16 protein-coding genes and 2 pseudogenes are annotated in these 16,759 nt (G+C 47.4%); 10 read left to right on the top strand and 8 right to left on the bottom strand.

Annotated elements, in window-relative coordinates:
* Nucleotides 1–72: 72 nt before the first annotated feature.
* The 8 genes and pseudogenes from ACO0KV_RS10675 to ACO0KV_RS10710 all read left to right on the top strand — a co-directional run.
* Nucleotides 73–507 (top strand): annotated as a pseudogene (locus ACO0KV_RS10675) (ATP-binding cassette domain-containing protein); the annotation flags it as partial.
* 510 nt (nucleotides 508–1,017) lie between these two features.
* A pseudogene (locus ACO0KV_RS10680) lies at nucleotides 1,018–1,974 on the top strand (ABC transporter ATP-binding protein); the annotation flags it as partial.
* Nucleotides 1,971–3,125 carry an ABC transporter permease gene (locus ACO0KV_RS10685; protein ID WP_423042513.1) on the top strand — a complete coding sequence of 385 codons (1,155 nt, stop codon included), beginning with the start codon at nucleotides 1,971–1,973 and terminating at the stop codon, nucleotides 3,123–3,125. The pseudogene ACO0KV_RS10680 and the gene ACO0KV_RS10685, both read left to right, overlap by 4 nt.
* Nucleotides 3,126–3,147: 22 nt before the next feature.
* Nucleotides 3,148–4,305: an ABC transporter permease gene (locus tag ACO0KV_RS10690; RefSeq protein WP_423042514.1), complete on the top strand. Its 1,158-nt coding sequence runs from the start codon at nucleotides 3,148–3,150 to the stop codon at nucleotides 4,303–4,305.
* Nucleotides 4,306–4,433: 128 nt separating this feature from the next.
* Nucleotides 4,434–5,213 carry an enoyl-ACP reductase FabI gene (gene fabI / locus ACO0KV_RS10695; RefSeq protein ID WP_423042515.1) on the top strand — a complete coding sequence of 260 codons (780 nt, stop codon included), beginning with the start codon at nucleotides 4,434–4,436 and terminating at the stop codon, nucleotides 5,211–5,213.
* Between the two features lie 47 nt (nucleotides 5,214–5,260).
* Complete coding sequence (locus ACO0KV_RS10700) at nucleotides 5,261–6,685, top strand: bifunctional enoyl-CoA hydratase/phosphate acetyltransferase (RefSeq protein WP_423042516.1); 1,425 nt, start codon at nucleotides 5,261–5,263, stop codon at nucleotides 6,683–6,685.
* Complete coding sequence (locus ACO0KV_RS10705) at nucleotides 6,682–7,905, top strand: acetate/propionate family kinase (protein WP_423042517.1); 1,224 nt, start codon at nucleotides 6,682–6,684, stop codon at nucleotides 7,903–7,905. The genes ACO0KV_RS10700 and ACO0KV_RS10705 overlap by 4 nt, the downstream gene beginning before the upstream one ends.
* A gap of 67 nt (nucleotides 7,906–7,972) precedes the next feature.
* Complete coding sequence (locus ACO0KV_RS10710; protein WP_423042518.1) at nucleotides 7,973–8,425, top strand: c-type cytochrome; 453 nt, start codon at nucleotides 7,973–7,975, stop codon at nucleotides 8,423–8,425.
* Nucleotides 8,426–8,503: 78 nt separating this feature from the next.
* Here ACO0KV_RS10710 and ACO0KV_RS10715 read toward each other — a convergent pair whose 3' ends face one another.
* The 8 genes from ACO0KV_RS10715 to ACO0KV_RS10750 form a co-directional block, all read right to left on the bottom strand.
* Nucleotides 8,504–8,695, bottom strand: a complete 192-nt coding sequence (locus ACO0KV_RS10715; RefSeq protein ID WP_423042519.1) for a CsbD family protein — start codon at nucleotides 8,693–8,695, stop codon at nucleotides 8,504–8,506.
* A 288-nt stretch (nucleotides 8,696–8,983) separates the two neighbouring features.
* Nucleotides 8,984–11,383 carry a TonB-dependent receptor gene (locus ACO0KV_RS10720; RefSeq protein WP_423042520.1) on the bottom strand — a complete coding sequence of 800 codons (2,400 nt, stop codon included), beginning with the start codon at nucleotides 11,381–11,383 and terminating at the stop codon, nucleotides 8,984–8,986.
* 137 nt (nucleotides 11,384–11,520) lie between these two features.
* The gene (locus ACO0KV_RS10725) at nucleotides 11,521–11,943 is read right to left on the bottom strand and encodes a DUF2946 domain-containing protein (RefSeq protein WP_423042521.1); all 423 of its coding nucleotides are present in this window, start codon (nucleotides 11,941–11,943) and stop codon (nucleotides 11,521–11,523) included.
* 42 nt (nucleotides 11,944–11,985) lie between these two features.
* Nucleotides 11,986–12,987, bottom strand: coding sequence for a TonB-dependent receptor (locus ACO0KV_RS10730; RefSeq protein ID WP_423042522.1), 1,002 nt, complete (start codon nucleotides 12,985–12,987; stop codon nucleotides 11,986–11,988).
* Between the two features lie 82 nt (nucleotides 12,988–13,069).
* Entirely contained in the window at nucleotides 13,070–13,615 is a 546-nt protein-coding gene (locus ACO0KV_RS10735; RefSeq protein WP_423042523.1) for a YcnI family protein, read from the bottom strand.
* Nucleotides 13,616–13,667: 52 nt separating this feature from the next.
* Nucleotides 13,668–14,141, bottom strand: coding sequence for a copper chaperone PCu(A)C (locus tag ACO0KV_RS10740; protein ID WP_423042524.1), 474 nt, complete (start codon nucleotides 14,139–14,141; stop codon nucleotides 13,668–13,670).
* A 304-nt stretch (nucleotides 14,142–14,445) separates the two neighbouring features.
* Nucleotides 14,446–14,877 (bottom strand): DUF2946 domain-containing protein, encoded by a 432-nt coding sequence (locus ACO0KV_RS10745; RefSeq protein ID WP_423042525.1) that lies wholly within the window; start codon nucleotides 14,875–14,877, stop codon nucleotides 14,446–14,448.
* A gap of 116 nt (nucleotides 14,878–14,993) precedes the next feature.
* Nucleotides 14,994–15,359 carry a winged helix-turn-helix domain-containing protein gene (locus ACO0KV_RS10750; RefSeq protein WP_423042526.1) on the bottom strand — a complete coding sequence of 122 codons (366 nt, stop codon included), beginning with the start codon at nucleotides 15,357–15,359 and terminating at the stop codon, nucleotides 14,994–14,996.
* A 100-nt stretch (nucleotides 15,360–15,459) separates the two neighbouring features.
* Between ACO0KV_RS10750 and ACO0KV_RS10755 the strand changes: the two genes are divergently transcribed.
* The gene (locus tag ACO0KV_RS10755; RefSeq protein ID WP_423042527.1) at nucleotides 15,460–16,008 is read left to right on the top strand and encodes a hypothetical protein; all 549 of its coding nucleotides are present in this window, start codon (nucleotides 15,460–15,462) and stop codon (nucleotides 16,006–16,008) included.
* A gap of 162 nt (nucleotides 16,009–16,170) precedes the next feature.
* Complete coding sequence (locus tag ACO0KV_RS10760; RefSeq protein WP_423042528.1) at nucleotides 16,171–16,635, top strand: hypothetical protein; 465 nt, start codon at nucleotides 16,171–16,173, stop codon at nucleotides 16,633–16,635.
* Nucleotides 16,636–16,759 lie beyond the last annotated feature (124 nt).

Genomic DNA, 16,759 nt, shown 5'->3' on the forward strand with positions numbered 1-16,759 from the left:
AACGTGGTGGCATTGCCACGTCCGGTTGTGGACGTAAAAAATCTCATGAAACGCTATGGCGACAGTGTTGCTATGGACGGCGTATCGTTACAAGTGCATGAGGGCGAAATCTACGGTTTGATTGGGCCTGATGGCGCTGGCAAGAGTAGTTTGCTAAAGGTGATTGCTGGCGTCTTGGCGCAGGATGCAGGCGAATTAAGGGTGTTTGATTGTCTTATTGATTCTGAAAAGTCGAGTGAAATCGTAAAAGATAGAATTGGCCTGATGCCTCAAGGATTGGGGCAGAATCTGTATGGCGATTTATCTGTCGAAGAGAATATTGACTACTTTGGTGGCTTGCGCTTGCTCTCCAGAGAAGAATTAAGTAGTCGCAAAGAAGCTTTATTGCGTAGTACACGGCTGGATCGCTTTCGTGATCGTCCGATGAAAAATTTATCGGGTGGGATGAAGCAGAAACTGGGCTTGGTCTGCACCTTAATTCATGAGCCCAAACTTGTTATTCTGGATGAGCCGACAACAGGTGTTGATCCGGTCTCTCGTCGTGAGTTCTGGAGTATCTTAGCGCGTCTTTTGAAAGAAAAAGGAATTACGGCGCTCGTTTCAACAGCCTATATGGATGAGGCGAGTCGTTTTCATCGGGTCGCCCTGATGAATGCCGGAAAAATCCTGGCCTCGGGAGATCCCGAACAGATTAAAGCACTGGCGGTTGGCACGATTGTCAGCAGTACTTGCAGTGAATCCACCCAGCAGGTAGATGCAGTAAAGCGTTTGTCTCAACGATTTCCGCAGATGGAAGTTCTGGGGCAGGAAATGCGCTTATTTGTGGACGAAGCAGATCCCGTCAAAGCAACGGCGGAAGTCATGGCTTGTCTTGCTGAAATACCGCAACAGCACGTAGATGTCCTTGAGCCTGAGTTAGAAGATGTGTTCATTGCGCTATTAAGACAGAAACACCTCGATCATTCCGACCCAAAAAAACCAGAGACGACCACCGCCGAACGACATCAGAACCAGGGGTTGGCGATAGAGGCTGAGAATTTGAGTCGTACTTTTGGTGACTTTAAAGCCGTTGATGAGGTCAGTTTCAAGGTCCCTCAAGGAGAGATTTTTGGTTTGCTAGGCGCTAATGGCGCGGGGAAAAGTACGGTAATCAAAATGCTTACCGGCATTTTAAGTCAGACATCCGGCAAAGGGCACGTTGCTGGTGCGGACGTGCGTACATCGGGTCGGCAGATCCGTGAACGTATCGGTTATATGTCGCAGGCCTTTTCTTTGTATCTGGATTTGTCGGTGTTGGAAAACATCCGTTTATATGCTGGGATCTATGGTCTGACCCGCAAAGAAACGACCGCACGGATGGACTGGATTCTGGATATGGCAGGACTGCGCCCATTTGGAAAAGTGCTGACAGGTAGTTTGCCAATGGGATTAAGGCAAAGGCTTGCATTAGGTTGTGCATTAATCCACCGACCACAGGTGTTGTTCCTCGATGAGCCAACTTCGGGTGTGGATCCAGTTGGTAGGCGTGCTTTTTGGGAGGTGTTATTTCAATTGTCCCGCGAAGAAAACGTGACAATTTTGGTGACCACCCATTATATGTCTGAAGCCGAACATTGCGACCATATTGCACTCATGTATTCTGGTCGGGTGGTGGCGGATGCCTCTCCGGATAAGCTAAAGGCAGATGTCGAAGCTGAAGCCGGAAAATTAGTCGAGATACAAACCTCAGATCCCCAGGCAGCACTTGATCTGTTGCAGAGTGCTGGCTATAGCAGTGCGGCTTTATTTGGAGCGCAATTACACGTCTTACTGCCTAATCTGGAGAGTGATACGAAGAATATTACAGACTTACTTACACCACTTGGCATGCTCAGACTATCACCCAGAAAATTGTCGATGGAAGACGTTTTTGTCCATATTGTGACGCGCTTGGAAGCGCAAGATATGAAAGATGCGCAAGGAGGACAGTCATGAATTTGCGTCGTATTCGCGTCGTTGCGTATAAAGAGTGGCGCGAAATTATCCGTGATCGCTTATTTTTTTCTTTGGCATTTATTGTTCCGTCTTTATTAATGCTGTTGTTTGGTTACGGCTTATCGCTGGATGTTGAAAACATTCCGTTGGCGATTGTTGACTACGATCAGTCGGTGACTTCACGGGACTATGCGCACCATTTTACGGACTCACGTTATTTTTCGTTTCAGGGTTACGCCCAGCGTGAAAAAGACGTCGAGAAGTTGCTCATTGATAATAGCCTGCGTGCGGTGATTATTATTCCACCACAGTTTGGAGCAGATATTCGTGGTGGCAGATCGGCTGCCGTGCAGACGTGGATTGATGGCACATTTCCATTTCGGGCGCTGACAGCAAAGGGCTATGTCAATGCGATCAATGCGGCGATCAATCTGGATAATCTGGCAGCCTATATATCTTCACTGACTGGCGTGAGCGAAGCGGGCGTCCGCAGTGCTGCACAGCCGGTAAAACTAGAGACCCGGTACTTGTATAACCAGGAAGTTAAAAGTATCTGGTCAATGGCACCTAAGCTGATTATGGTGATTCTGATGTTGTCTCCCCCTTTTCTGACTGCACTTGGCGTGGTGAGGGAAAAGGAGTCTGGGGCAATTTATAACGTGTACTCGTCAACGTTGTCGAGGGGCGAATATCTGATTGGTAAGCTATTACCTTATGTTGGTATTTCGGTCGTGAACGCCTGTGCGTTAGCTGCGTTTGCATTGTTGCTCTTCGGTGCACCGTTCAGAGGTGATCCTCTTTTCTTTTTACTCTCGACAATTTTGTACGTTATCTGCACAACCGGTATCGGTTTGCTGGTGTCGGTCGTGGTCAATACACAGGTAGCGGCGATGGTCGGAACTTCCATCGTTACTGTTGTTCCTGCCGTTTTGTATTCTGGCATGATCATTCCAATTCCCTCATTATCTGCCGCTGCTACCGTGATCGCACATATCTTGCCAGGGATGTATTACGCAGAAATTGTCATTGGAAGTTTTCTGAAAGGGGTTGGATTTACATCACTGTGGATGGACATGCTGATATTGGCTCTCTACGCCACAGTATTGTTCACTGCCGGATTTCTGGCATTTCATAAACGTCCTGATCGCTGAGATCTGAGACTGGATACCGACCATGATTTTTATATTTAACCGCGTTTGGTGGAGTCGCTTGCAGGCAATGACCTGGAAAGAATTATTGCAACTGCTACGCGATCCTATTTTGCTGATATTCGTTATTTATGCATTTACTGCGGATATTTACAACGCCGCATCTGGTGTGTCATTCCAGCTTAACAATGCCGCACTTGTACTGTTCGATATCGACCGAAGCGTTGCCTCGCGGGAATTGGCGGGTCGTTTTATGCCGCCAGAGTTTCGATGGTTAGGTAGTATTAGTAACGCTGCCCAAGGGCAGCGATTATTAGATGATGGCAAAGCGATGGCCGTACTCGATATTCCACCACGCTTTGGTGCCGGATTGTCACGGGGGGAGCAAAAATCAGTTCAATTGCAAATCGATGCATCTAATTCTGTGCAAGGTTTCTTGGCTTCCGTGGATGCAACGCAAATCATTGCACGCTACGGGTTGGAGCAAGCGTTAGTACGCGCAGGCGTTGAGCTTAATACCAGCGGGATTGATGCACCAGCTATCAATAATGCAACACGGGTCTGGTTCAATCCAAACCAGAATGATGCATGGTTTATGGGGATATCGGAGTTACTGAACGTGGTGACTTTGTTTTCGATGTTGTTGCCTGCCGCAGCGATGGTTCGAGAAAAAGAACGCGGAACGATCGAGCAATTACTTGTCTCACCGTTGTCACCTTTGCAGATTATGATACCCAAAGTTATTGCCATGGTTGCGGTGATTTTGGGAGGTATTGCCTTAGGGTTGTTTGGTATTCTGGTGCCAGTCTTTTCTATTCCGGTCGTTGGCAGTCTGGTCTTATTTTTTGTTTTAAGTATCTTATACGTCAGCACTTTGGCGGGCATTGGCATTCTGATTGCAACCGTGACCAATAATATGGCCCAGGCTGGAATGATGGTGATTTTAATTCTGGCACCGATGATGTTTTTGTCCGGTGCGTGGACGCCTCCGGAGGCAATGCCGACCATCATGCGCCTTGGCATGTATGCATCTCCTTTGTATTACTACATTAATGCAAGCTATGGCATTTTGATGAAAGGTGCAGGTGCAATGGTGTTATGGCCTATGTTTTTTGGTATTTTATTGATTGGTGTTCTGGTCAGTACAGCGACGATTTTGAAATTTAAAAAACAATTTGGTTAATGTACCTCAATAAGATACCTCAATAAGATACTTCAATAAGGTACTTCGATAAAGTCCACCATCGAGCACCTCCATGTAACATTTTTCTATGTAATTCTTCTACATCACTTATCTAAATGGGTAGCAACATGGCAGAAAAAAATGCAGTCTTTTCTTTGCAGGGCAAACGCGGTCTGATCGTCGGACTGGCAAACGAACAGAGCATTGCCTACGGCTGTGCTAATGTCATTCACGCAATGGGAGCGCAATTGATAGTTTCCTGTGTTAATCAGAAGGCGGAACCCTATGTCAAACCCTTGGCAGATCAGCTTAACGTGCCATTGGCGATCTGCAATGTGGAGGAAGAGGGGGCATTGGCGGCGTTGGTGGCACAGGCCGTAGCCCATTTTGGACAGTTAGATTTTGTTATTCACTCAATTGCCTGGGCACCCTTGGATGATCTGCACGGTCGTGTGATTGATAGTTCTAGTGCTGGCTTTTTACGTTCGATGAATATCTCCTGTCATTCATTCGCACAATTAGCCAAATTGTGCGAACCACATCTTAGCCACGATGCGAGTCTTATTACGATGACTTACCTTGGTGCGGATGAAGCCGTTGCGCATTATGGTGTAATGGGGCCGGTGAAGGCAGCGTTGGAATCGCTGGTACGATATCTTGCGACGGAGTTGGGCGAGAAGGGCATACGGGTACATGCAATTTCGCCGGGTCCGCTACCAACCCGCGCTGCATCAGGCTTGCTTGAGTTTGACTCGTTGATGGAAAAAGCTATCCAACGCTCTCCGCTCAAACGCCTTGTAACGGTGGAGGAAGTCGGCCAGTTAGCCGCCTTTTTAATTAGTAATGCGTCGTCAGGAATGACGGGGCAGACATTGTATGTGGATGGTGGCTACCACATCGTCAATTAATACTTTGCTGACAGAAATTCCTTCTGACCTATCACGGAGAATACACAATGAACGATCCGGTCTACCCAGTCAATCATGATCAGGCAATGATTTCAAATGTAGTCTACGACGACATTACCATCGGCCAGACCGCCACCCAGACCCGAACGCTGACACAGGCAGATATTCAGGCGTTTGCTTCAATTTCAGGCGATGTCAATCCGGCTCATCTCGATAAAGAGTACGCTGAACATACCTTGTTTCATGGTGTTATCGCCCACGGAATGTGGGGTGGGGCATTAATTTCAACGATTTTGGGCACCCGCTTGCCTGGCCCAGGCACGATTTATCTTGAGCAAAATCTCCATTTCTCCAGACCTGTGCGGATCGGTGATACGTTAACGATCTCGGCGACGGTGATTGCTAAAGAGGATGAAAAAAAACGAGTGACGCTAGATTGTGAGATTGTTAATCAACACGGTGTCAAGGTCGTGTACGGCAATGCACTAGTGATTGCCCCAACTGAGCGCGTGACTCGTCCAAGAACGAGCTTACCAACGATGGCGTTGTTTGATTTGGGTGCGAGGCAAAAAGCGCTTGTTGACAGTGTCAGAGAGTTACCTGCAATCCGCTGTGCGGTGGTGCATCCCTGTGATGTCGATTCATTGCAAGGTGCATTAGATGCCGCAAAAGAGGGGCTGATTATTCCGGTATTAGTTGCGCCTAAAGAAAAATTACTCGCTGTCGCCAGCGCTGCTGATCTAGATCTACGCGGTATAGAAATTATTGATGTGGCCCACAGCCATGCTGCAGCAGATAAAGCGGTTGAATTAGCGGCAGCAGGCCAGGTCGAGGCACTGATGAAAGGCAGTCTGCATACAGATGAACTCATGTCGGCCGTTGTCCATTGCGCCGGTCTAAAGACAAAATTCCGTTTATCACATGTGTTTCACCTCGATGTGCCGATGTACCATAAGGTATTGCTGCTGACTGATGCCGCGCTCAATATTACGCCGACCTTGCTGGAAAAAGCAGATATCTTACAAAACGTGATTGGTCTCGCTCACGCGCTCAACATTTCTCACCCCAAAGTTGCCATCTTATCGGCAGTAGAAACGGTAAATCCTAAAATCGTATCCACCATTGATGCAGCCGCGCTATGCAAAATGGTGCAGCGTCAGCAAATCAAAGGCGCAATTGTTGATGGCCCTCTAGCTTTCGACAACGCTATTTCTGCCGAAGCCGCACGTATTAAAGGAATCGATTCGCCGGTCGCCGGTGATGTCGATATTCTGATGGTACCTGATCTTGAGTCTGGCAATATGCTGGCGAAGCAGTTTGAATATCTCGCCGGTTCCGCCACCTGCGGTGTCGTTTTAGGCGCTCGGGTACCGATTGCGCTGACGAGCCGTTCAGATGGGCCCAGCTCTCGTGTGGCTTCTGCCGCGTTGGTGAAGCTGTTAGCACATGAATACAGAAAGAATGCACTATGAAAGAGCGCGCGATTCTTGCGGTGAACGCAGGCTCGTCATCGATAAAATTTGCTTTATATCCAGTGCATCATGCATTAGTTGATGCGGCAGACTTATCAGGTGTCGTGGAGGGGTTAGAACCAGGTGGACATCCCTCCATCTCCATGGATCTCCTCGGTAAAAAACAGGTATTTCCATTAGTTGGAGATGCGACAGATGAAACTGATCGGTTTGCTTTGGCATTGAGCAGTCTGCGTTTGTTACTGGAACAGCATAGTGCCTCAATGAAAGTTATTGCTGTGGCGCACAGGATTGTCCACGGTGGTGATCGCTATGCACAATCGGTGATTATTGATGCGACTGCTTTAACTTATCTAGAAAGTCTTAATCCATTAGCGCCTTTGCATCAGCCACATAATCTTGAAGGGGTCGTGGCGTTTCAAAAGGCGTATCCTGATTTGCCACAAATCGCTTGTTTCGATACCGGATTTCATGCCAACTTGCCGCTCAACGAGCGTACCGTGGCTTTGCCGCGGGAATTACGTGAAAGCGGGATTCGTCGTTATGGCTTCCATGGATTATCCTACCGCTATGTCGCTGGGCGTCTCATGCAACGATCGGAACAGGCCAAACGTCGCGTGATTATGGCGCATTTAGGTAATGGCGCCAGCGCTTGCGCCATGTTCAACGGTGAGAGTATTGCAACTACTATGGGATTTTCAGCCTTAGATGGTTTAATGATGGGAACGCGTTGCGGTGCACTTGATCCAGGAATTATCCTGCATTTACTTCAGGCTGGTTGGGATGCCAAACGGATCGAGAAAACGCTGTATAAAGAGTCTGGATTGCTCGGCGTTTCTGGTATTTCGGCAGATATGCGCACATTGCGTCAAAATCAGGAACCGCAAGCGAAGGCTGCAATTGATTTGTTCACGTATCGGGTGATCAGAGAGTCTGGTGCTTTAGTTGCCTGTCTCAATGGTGTCGACGCATTGGCGTTTACCGGTGGCATCGGTGAGCATGATGCGCAGTTACGCCAAGATGTCGTCAACGGATTGACTTATCTTGGTTTGAAAATCGACCCTCAGAAAAACATGAGCGCGCGAGGTGACGCGATTGCATCGATCCATGCAGCGGATAGTCAGCAAGAAATCTGGGTGATTCCGACAGATGAAGGACGTATTGCCGCAATGGATGCTGCGGCCTTGTTATCTGTCGCCATCACGCTAAACCGAGATTGACCTGCTCTGACATATTGGTAGCGCGAACCTGTATTTTGACGGGGCGCGAGACCCTCGTGGTGGTTTCATGCTAAATTTCTGGGGGGCATTGTTTGTAATTCGTAGGCTGACAGGCGATGTTCCCGCTTCGCTATGTGGTTTTCATTTTATTGATGAGTCAGAAATGTCACCGGAAAATGATTGGTTCTCAATGAGAAATTTACTTGGATTCGTATTGACGTTAATCCCGCTTCTTCACCTACAAGGGGTGCTCGCAGCCCCAGCCACGGTAACTACTGTCCGCTCCGGCGCGACGGTGTTTAACCTGATGTGTGCAGAATGTCATGTGACAGGAATCAGCGGTGCCCCGAAAATCAGCGACAAGTCAGCATGGACGCTTCGTTTGAAACAACCCCCAGATACTCTGATTGAGCATGCATTACATGGTTACAAACAAATGCCAGCCAGAGGCTCTTGCAGTAGCTGCAGTGATGCAGAGATCAAAGCGGCAGTGGCGTATATGATCGAGCGGACGAAGTAACTGATAACTGGTCCAATTTTCTATTTTAAGGAGACCAGCGACACCTAAATTGTATCGCTGGTACCGTTCGTCTGTTGATCAGAGTGCTTTTACGGACTTCACAATGCTCTCTTTTGCATCGCCGACCGACGCTTGAACTTTCCCTACATTTTTTTGAATGTTACCCTTCAATTCCAGTTCCTTATCACCAGCGACTTTACCAACAACTTCCTTGACCTTACCTTTGGCTTCTTCAACTCTTCCTTTTACCTGATCCTTGTTAATGCTCATGGCTAACTCCTTCATTATTTAGTTGATGTGGACAACAGCCACATACATTCAATGTAAGCCAAGTCACATCGGGCTTCTGTTGGTTAGCATACATTTAGCTGAAGTTATACGTTCCAAAAAAATTGACATAGGCGTTCGTTGTGCTATCGATCGTTGCTCTTCACGAGGTAATTCGCCATTGTGAGCCGGTGGATGAGCGGGTGAAGCTTCAACTCTCGTCGTAGACTTTCTGTTTGGAAGATAAAAAGGGAAGTCATTGTTGACGTCCCTTTTTATCAGGTGATGTGATCAGTAGGTGTATTTCACTTCTGCATACGCAGTTCGTTGTGAGAATGGATGGTAGAGATAATATTTCTCATTGTTGAGATTATCGATCCCTGCAGAGACACTCCATTGACGGTTAACCTGATAGTGAACACGCACATCTGTCACAAAGAAGCTTTCGAAGCCTTGATAGGTGCCAGGATTGATGTCAGTGTTATCAACAGTCGCATACTGACGGCCGGTATAACGTCCCGCTAAGGTATAAGCCCATTTTGTGTCAGGACGGTAAGTTGCCACTAGCGTTGCGCGCCAGTCTGGGATATATGGGGTATGTTTGCCAATAGATGTGGCGCCGGCAATTGTCGGCACATAAGAGCTGTTGGCCAGAATCAACGCATCAACGAACGTGAGACTGCCCGATAATTGCAAGCCAGAGATAAACGCATTGTCTTTTTCTGCAACGAGTTCGATTCCGCGTTGACGGGTTTTATCGATGTTTTGAGTGAAAGAGACCGGCGTTGCATAGCCAGTAATAGTAGAGGTTTGCGAAATTAACGCGTCTGACACGAGTTCTCCAAACACTGAGACTCGGACACGGCTTTCTTTGGTTTTGCGTTCGAAAGCAAACTCAGTCGACGTAACGTCTTCAGGTTTGAGGTAAGGGTTGGCTTGTGTGTAGGTTGTTCCAGTTTGTACGTTTTGGTACAACTCGCCCACGGTAGGGAAGCGCAATGCGCGGCCGACAGAGCCGGTGATTTGCCAGAGATCATTTGCTTTCCAGGCCAGCGTTGCCTTTGGTGAGAAGCCGTTATGCGCTACGCTTGGTTGATTGACTGGGAAGCCAGTGCCGTTACTCGCAATCGCATAGTTGTAGCCATTTAGCGCCTTCCACTGCTCATAGCGTCCCCCCAGTGTCGCCAATAGCGTTGGGCTAATGTGCCATTCATCTTGTAACCAAAGCGCCTTCGTTTGCGTTTTTCCCAGCGAATTCGTATAGACAGCACCAGTACTGCCATTGAGCCAATCGGTGGTGTTATAGGTCGGGCTGACTAATTTAAATTGATCTGCGTGAATACCAAAACTTAGAATATGTTGACTCTGATTGGCGTCTGGGCGATAGCTCGCTTTCGCGTCGACCGTCGTCCAGCCAGTGCCACTAGCGTCAGTAATACGACCTGCGCCTGTTATCATCGCTGTTGGATAAATGCCAGTGGATGAGCGGGTTAAGTCTGTCGTGTAGCGGACATTGCTGACCACCGCATTCCAATCCCATGTACCATTATTTTTACTATCGAGCGCCAGACTTTGTATCCAGTGTTCTTGCTGTGTGTTGTTGCTGGAAAACTGGCCGGCAATGCTCGATGCGCTGTAACTATAGCCACCGATATTCACGTTGCCATTAGCGGCTCCATAGTAAGGTGTCGCAAGCACACCACTTGTATTGTTGAGATACGTCGTCACTTGTGTTTTGGCAGAATTTTGCCAGAAGCCAAGCATGTAGCTTAAGCTCGTTTGTGGAGTCAAGTCATAAGCCAGTTTGACTTTAGCGGTATCCTGAATGGTATGCGCGATATTGCCAGCACTGATTACCTCAATAGCACCGCCAGTACGGTTGAAATCTGAGATCGCACCAGTGATGACAGGTAAGGCACCTGTTGCTGTTTTGGTTGATTGTGAGATCGTACCAAACGTGATTGGCTGACCGAAACTATCAAGATGGTTTGCGCTGATAAACCAAGAGAACGCACCTTGCCGATTGCCGATTGTGGCATTCAAGTCGCCTGATTTATAACTTTTTCTGGTGTTGTACAGATCAAAATTTTGTTTCGATACATTCACTTTTACCGTCGCTTCAAATTGCTTTGGCATACGGGTATTGAGTTGAATCACTGCGCCGTAGGAATTACCCGCGTAGGCAGCGGAGAAGGGGCCATACATCACGTCGATGCTATCGATTTCTTCAGGCGACACCATAAACCATTGTGGAGAACCGTTGCCGTTATTGTTATTGACTAAGGTCGACAAAAGAACACCATCGGCAAAAACGAGTGTCCTAGCACTTGCATTGACGCCTGTGGTGCGGGAAGTGACTGGTTCATTCGTATCGCCATTGAAGCGCTTACGCACCATAACGCTCGGAAAATATTTCAGCGCATCTTCGATATTCATGACGTTGGTGGTGTCGCTGAGTTCCTTTACAGTGACTGTTTCGATGGTCGCTGGCGTATTCACTGGACCGCTATAGTTTGTGCTGCCAGTAACGACAACAGTATGTGTGTCTGGTTCTGCATTATCGATGTCTTGAGCCATCGTTGTTGATGCAAGACTTGCCATCACTGCGATCACTATGGGACGTAATGCTGTCGTAAATGCTCCGGGTTGATGAGCAGATGTGTTAGCAGAGCTAGGGATGATTTTTTTCATATTTCAAATTAAAGCAAATAATAATGGCGACACTGTCGTTAACTCCTGGTCATAGGCATGAGCAGGAAGGTCTTGTCTAAAAAGTGTGAAGCGGTTCAGTGAGCAGACTGCCGGGCGATCTTTTTCAGGATCAGTCCTTAAGAGGTTTGTCTGATTGAAATCGATATTGGTGGCGCACGGGGTTGAGCAGGTGACCACGCAAACAGAGGAAGGGAGGATTGATAGAATGCAGTCGGATAATGAAAATGCGCTCTGACGAGCGGCGCGACTATCGTTGCCGAAATAGGGAGCGCAAATGAACCGGCATGGGTAAAACAATAGTGGCAATGCGTGAAATGCAGCGGCGTTTTTCTAGGGAAGTCAGTTGTTGGCTGACTCAATGGTGAGAGCCGATTCGCAATCTTGCTGCTACTATTTTTGCTTGTACTGCAGATGGCATCTGCATCCGTAACGGCATCACTGAGTATGACACCCGAAATCGCCGGCGCCAGCTGCAGCATCAGCATGGCCAGAATGGCGATGCTGATGGTTAGTTGGCGTATCAATGCAATGGTGCGCATAGGATGATTGGAGGATGAGTAAGTGACGGTGCTTGCTTTTTTTTAGAACGACACCTTCATACCCGCAGATGCCGTGTATCGTGGTGCTAATTGAACACCCCGCACGTTTTGATACAACGGTACCTGTACGAATGCATACAGCGACACCTTATCTGTCACAGCGGTGATAATGCCGGGACTAACATACGCCAGCGTGCCTCCGGTGCTGTTGGTATCAGCGTTAGCTCCCGTATCATGTTTGACATACTTTGCGTTCAATTGCAGCATCGGTTTGATGTTCTCAAAACCGTTATAGCGTAAGCCGCTATTCAGATTAATGCCCGTGCCGGGTTTGTACTGATCGCTGGAGTTCAGTGCAGTCTGCACGATCGTCTGGGCGAAGTAAGACCAGTTATCGTTCAACATGTCGGCATAAAACACGCCCAGAATCAGATCCGTTGAGCCTGTACCAGGTTGTAATCCGCGGTCAATTAGTGCTGAACCTGGGTTCGTCGTATCGGTTGAAGTGCCGGTTAAAGTATGGCTGCCGGTCGGTAATTTGGTGCCAAACAGAACGCCAAATTTGTGTTCTTCATCAAAACCAGCGTAACGACCGATGACCTTGATGTCACCGATGTTGGAAGTGGAAGAGTTATATTGACCGCCATCGGCACCAGCAGTTGAGCCGTCGGACGCTGTCCCTAAGGTACTGTGATCGCGTTTGATATAGGGCACAACGAGATTGATGCCCCAGTTACCGCCGCTGCTGTAATCGAGTCCCACAGTCACGTAATTATTCTTCGTGAATTTCTCGACTTCTTGTGGTCCTGTGCTGGTTTGCATCTGACTGGCCGCCGTAGGGCCGATGGTGCTTGTACCCGAGCGCAGTTGATTTTGGTTTAAATAGTCGTAGCGTACATCAAGCTTAAATCCTGCCTGACCTGCGGTACTTAAACCATCCCAGTCAGAACTCAAGGTGTAACCACAACTCGCACAAGCGTGTGCAAAAGCTGGGCATAAGAGGGCAATACTGGTAGCCAGTAAGCGGATTTTTTTGATATTCATGGTGAGCTTCATTCAACTTCAATTAGAAATCTGAGCTTCTAGCAATGACTCATGCTCAGTTCGCTCAGATTGTTCAGATTGCCTAGTGTTGATGCATGTGTTCATGGTCATTGACTGGGACGATGTCCATGCTAGGCGCCGGATATTTTAGACTTCCTTTACCTTGACCTTCTTGCGGAATCTCTACCCATTCGAGGCTACCTTTTTCGCATTGTTGCGATACCTTAAAGTACAACTTACCTGGTGTGTCTGGCAGTTTGACCTGAATGGAGAATTCATCGTAATAAGCGTCTGGCAGTGGGCCACCAGTCCAGGTTACTTCGCGTACATCGCTGCTGATCGTTTTGCCATGCGAGGTGTAGGGCGTTGTCAGCGGTGCGATGTTGGTGGTGAGTTGCCAGCCAGCTTTTGGCATTGGCTTTGTACCCGAGACGCTGACGGGGATACTGATTTTAATGACATTGGTTGCACTGCCGTCGCAACCATGGCCGACTTTAAAAGTTAGTTTTTGATACGCACCTGCGCTTGCGGATGGCTGATCGATGGTGATATGCGCTGCTGCAATCTGCATAGAGAAAATACCTGTGACGATCAAGGCAAGTCGAGTGATCTGAGAAATTGTTTTCATCATAATGTCCGTGAGTAGATTGTTTTGAGTGAAACAAAGAGGGGGTAAAGAATTAATGCTGATGCTCTGGCATTGCGGATGGTGTTCCCATTTGTGTCAGCGGTTTTACTGTTGCATTGACCATCAGGGTTTCGCGCTTTTTGTCTTTGTTCTCAAACACCAGCGTCAACGGAATGACGTCGCCCACTTTTGCCTGGGCGTTTAGACCCATGAGCATGATGTGATAACCACCAGGTTTCAATTCAACTGCCTTGTTCGCCGTTAAATTCAGGCCATCTGCCTCACGCATTCTCATGACGTTGTCGACCATTTCCATCTTGTGCAATTGCGCCATGGAAGCTGCACTTGAGCGAATCTCAACCAAGTGTGTATCTTGCGTTGATGTTAATTGCATAAAAGCGCCGGTCGCCTTTTGTTGCGGTACGGTGGCGCGTACCCATGCGTCACTGATTTTCACTTCTGCTTGTGCGGTAAAGCTTGAAACGGTCAGCAGGCTTGCCAATAAGAGCTGGTTGATGTTGTTCATAGTTGATGTCCTTCATGTGTTTAAGATTGCATTAAAGTACGGAGATCGGCGATGCATTGTTCTGTGGCCAGTTCGTGTTTAAACGCGAGCCGTAGTTCGTTTGTCATGCCATCGACGTAAGTGATGGCCGTGTGACCCATGGCGTGGTCAGATTCGCTGATACGTATTCTTCAGAACGCTTCGGGACGTTATTAAAAGAATGCATCACCAACGATTCAATGGCATTAGCTCTACTGGTGGCTATGCCGTGAAACGACAAACTGCGGGCGTTGTGTGTAGTTACGCTGACAAGTAACGATGTTACTCAGGCAGAGGCAGGTGGTGCACGTGCATGGGAGCTGGCCCATGAAAATAGCGGAGAAGGGGAGTGATAAAACAGAGAAGGATAAGCATCATGCCCACTGAGCACTATGAGTGGCTCAGTATCGGGGACCGGCAGCACTGGGTTGCCAGCTTGATTAACGCAGCATTGGCAATGTTTCAGATGATGCAAGGCAGACTGAAGAGGATCTTGCACTGATTGATCTTGTTGCTTGGATAATGAGGTTACCTGACCTGATACTGGGCTTGCTGCTTGTGTTGAACAAATTTCAGCAAAACCCAGAGCGCTAGCAGAACCAGATTTAGCGTCCATCATCGTGAGCGCGTGAGAAACGGAAGGCGCAAGAGCATTGACCAGTATCGCAAAACATGCGATCCAGATATGCCATTGGCGAACGTTTAAAAAGTTTCTCATCCAGTTATTATAACGAAGACTCGTCATAAAGACTTGGATCTGTATCAATTTAAGTGCTGTTGATACAAGTTTGCGTAAGAGAAATAAGTCAACGAACAGGGGCTGACAGGGGCCGACTAGGTAGCTTTGATTTGTTCAGTTGCCTGCAATAGGCATTTTGATAACTTGTCGAAATGCAACAGCGCTGCTTGCGTTAATTCAATTTGTTTGCGTCTCGTGTCTTCTGTATCCGTGAGCATAATCCATCCTTTTTCACGCATGGACTTGAGCCGACTATGCAGCATCGCTGGCGACCCTAGCTCACTTTTTGCCATCATGTCACGGACAGACAGACGTTCCTCTGTTTGTCGGGTTCTGGCGACAAGTTCCAGAATTTTTTCTTCCAAGGGGTCAAGTGACGGTAGGGACGGCAAGCCTCTCAGGGTTTCTGCGAGTTGCAGAAACCGCAGATAGATATCAGCAGGTCTTGAAGTCTTTTTCATGTTGGATCAGGGCAACCGACATTGAATGAATTGCGCCTATTATAACGCTCTACCATCTAACACAGAATACTGTACGTCGTTCACATCATACACCTGCTCAATGTCCCAATTTCGTCTTAATGTCGCCATGGTGGCGGCAACCATTGTTTTATTCCTCATGACGCTTTCCCTGAATGAAATGATCTTTACACGCCTTGAATTTGCGCGGGGTATTAACTGGATTTATCTACCTGCTGGGGTGAGATTGCTAAGTACGCTACTCTTTGGCGGTGCTGGCGCGGTCGGTCTATTGATTGTGTCTTGGCTGGTCTGTTTTTTTTATTTTTTCCCCGATGACTATGTGCGGTCGTTCATGGGGGGAATTCTCGCTGCCGCCGCACCTTATCTCGTTTATCGTCTCGCTGAATATTTTTTTGGTTTGCATGCCTCCTTAGCAAATTTGACGCCAAAACGCCTATTGATCTGTATCCTTGGTTATGCATTTGCAAGCCCATTCTTTCATCACATCTGGTTTTTTGTGCACGGGGACACGCAGGATTTCTTTTCTGACTTCTTTGTCATGTTTGTCGGCGATTTGTTCGGTAGTCTGATCGTTGTGTATGCGATTAAAGGACTATTGTCCGTGCACAGAACCCATTTTGCGAGGTAGTCCTAGTCCAATTCTAGAGGCTTGTTTATCTTCGGCATGATTGACATCAAGCGCACATCAAATTTTAAATTTAACGCTATGAAATAAATAACGATATGGTTATCATAGCAATCAATGCATTGTTAAATTTTTAAAATTCAACTTGATGATGAGCATCGTGGCATGAAAAGAAACTCTGTTAATCTGACCTGGATTGTCGTATCTGGAGCGATATTACTTCTTTGCACTCAGCACTTCGGTAGTCAATATCATTATTTCGGTTTCGGAAAAGCCATGCCTGATGCGTATGAAGCTATTCTTACCTGCGGTAGTGATTTGTCTGGTTCATACCCAGCGGCGAGTCGTATTACGTCTTGTTTTTCTGGCGGGGGTATTAACTCGGATACCGTTTTTGAGATTAAGAACGGCGATGAGTATGGCTTGTATGCGGCAGTGAATGTTGAACAGCTTGGGAAAAGAGGTGTGGATGGATATAGTCTGCACATTCCCTTAAAGAGGGATTTTTCTATCCGCGCACAAAATGCCAGTTCTGACCTTATTCTCAATGTCAAGGTCGTAGACTTAATGGGACAGGTGAAATTTCAGCAGAGTGCTGCTAAATATGGTTTGATTCAAATTCAACATTAATTAATTAATTAATTAATTAATTGATTGATTGATTGATTGATTGATTGATTGATTGATTGATTGATTGATTGATTGATTGATTGATTGATTGATTGATTGATGGGGCGCGCCTTATTTTTTTCTC

The organism is Undibacterium sp. RuRC25W (genome assembly GCF_049339825.1).
Lineage (GTDB): Bacteria > Pseudomonadota > Gammaproteobacteria > Burkholderiales > Burkholderiaceae_D > Undibacterium.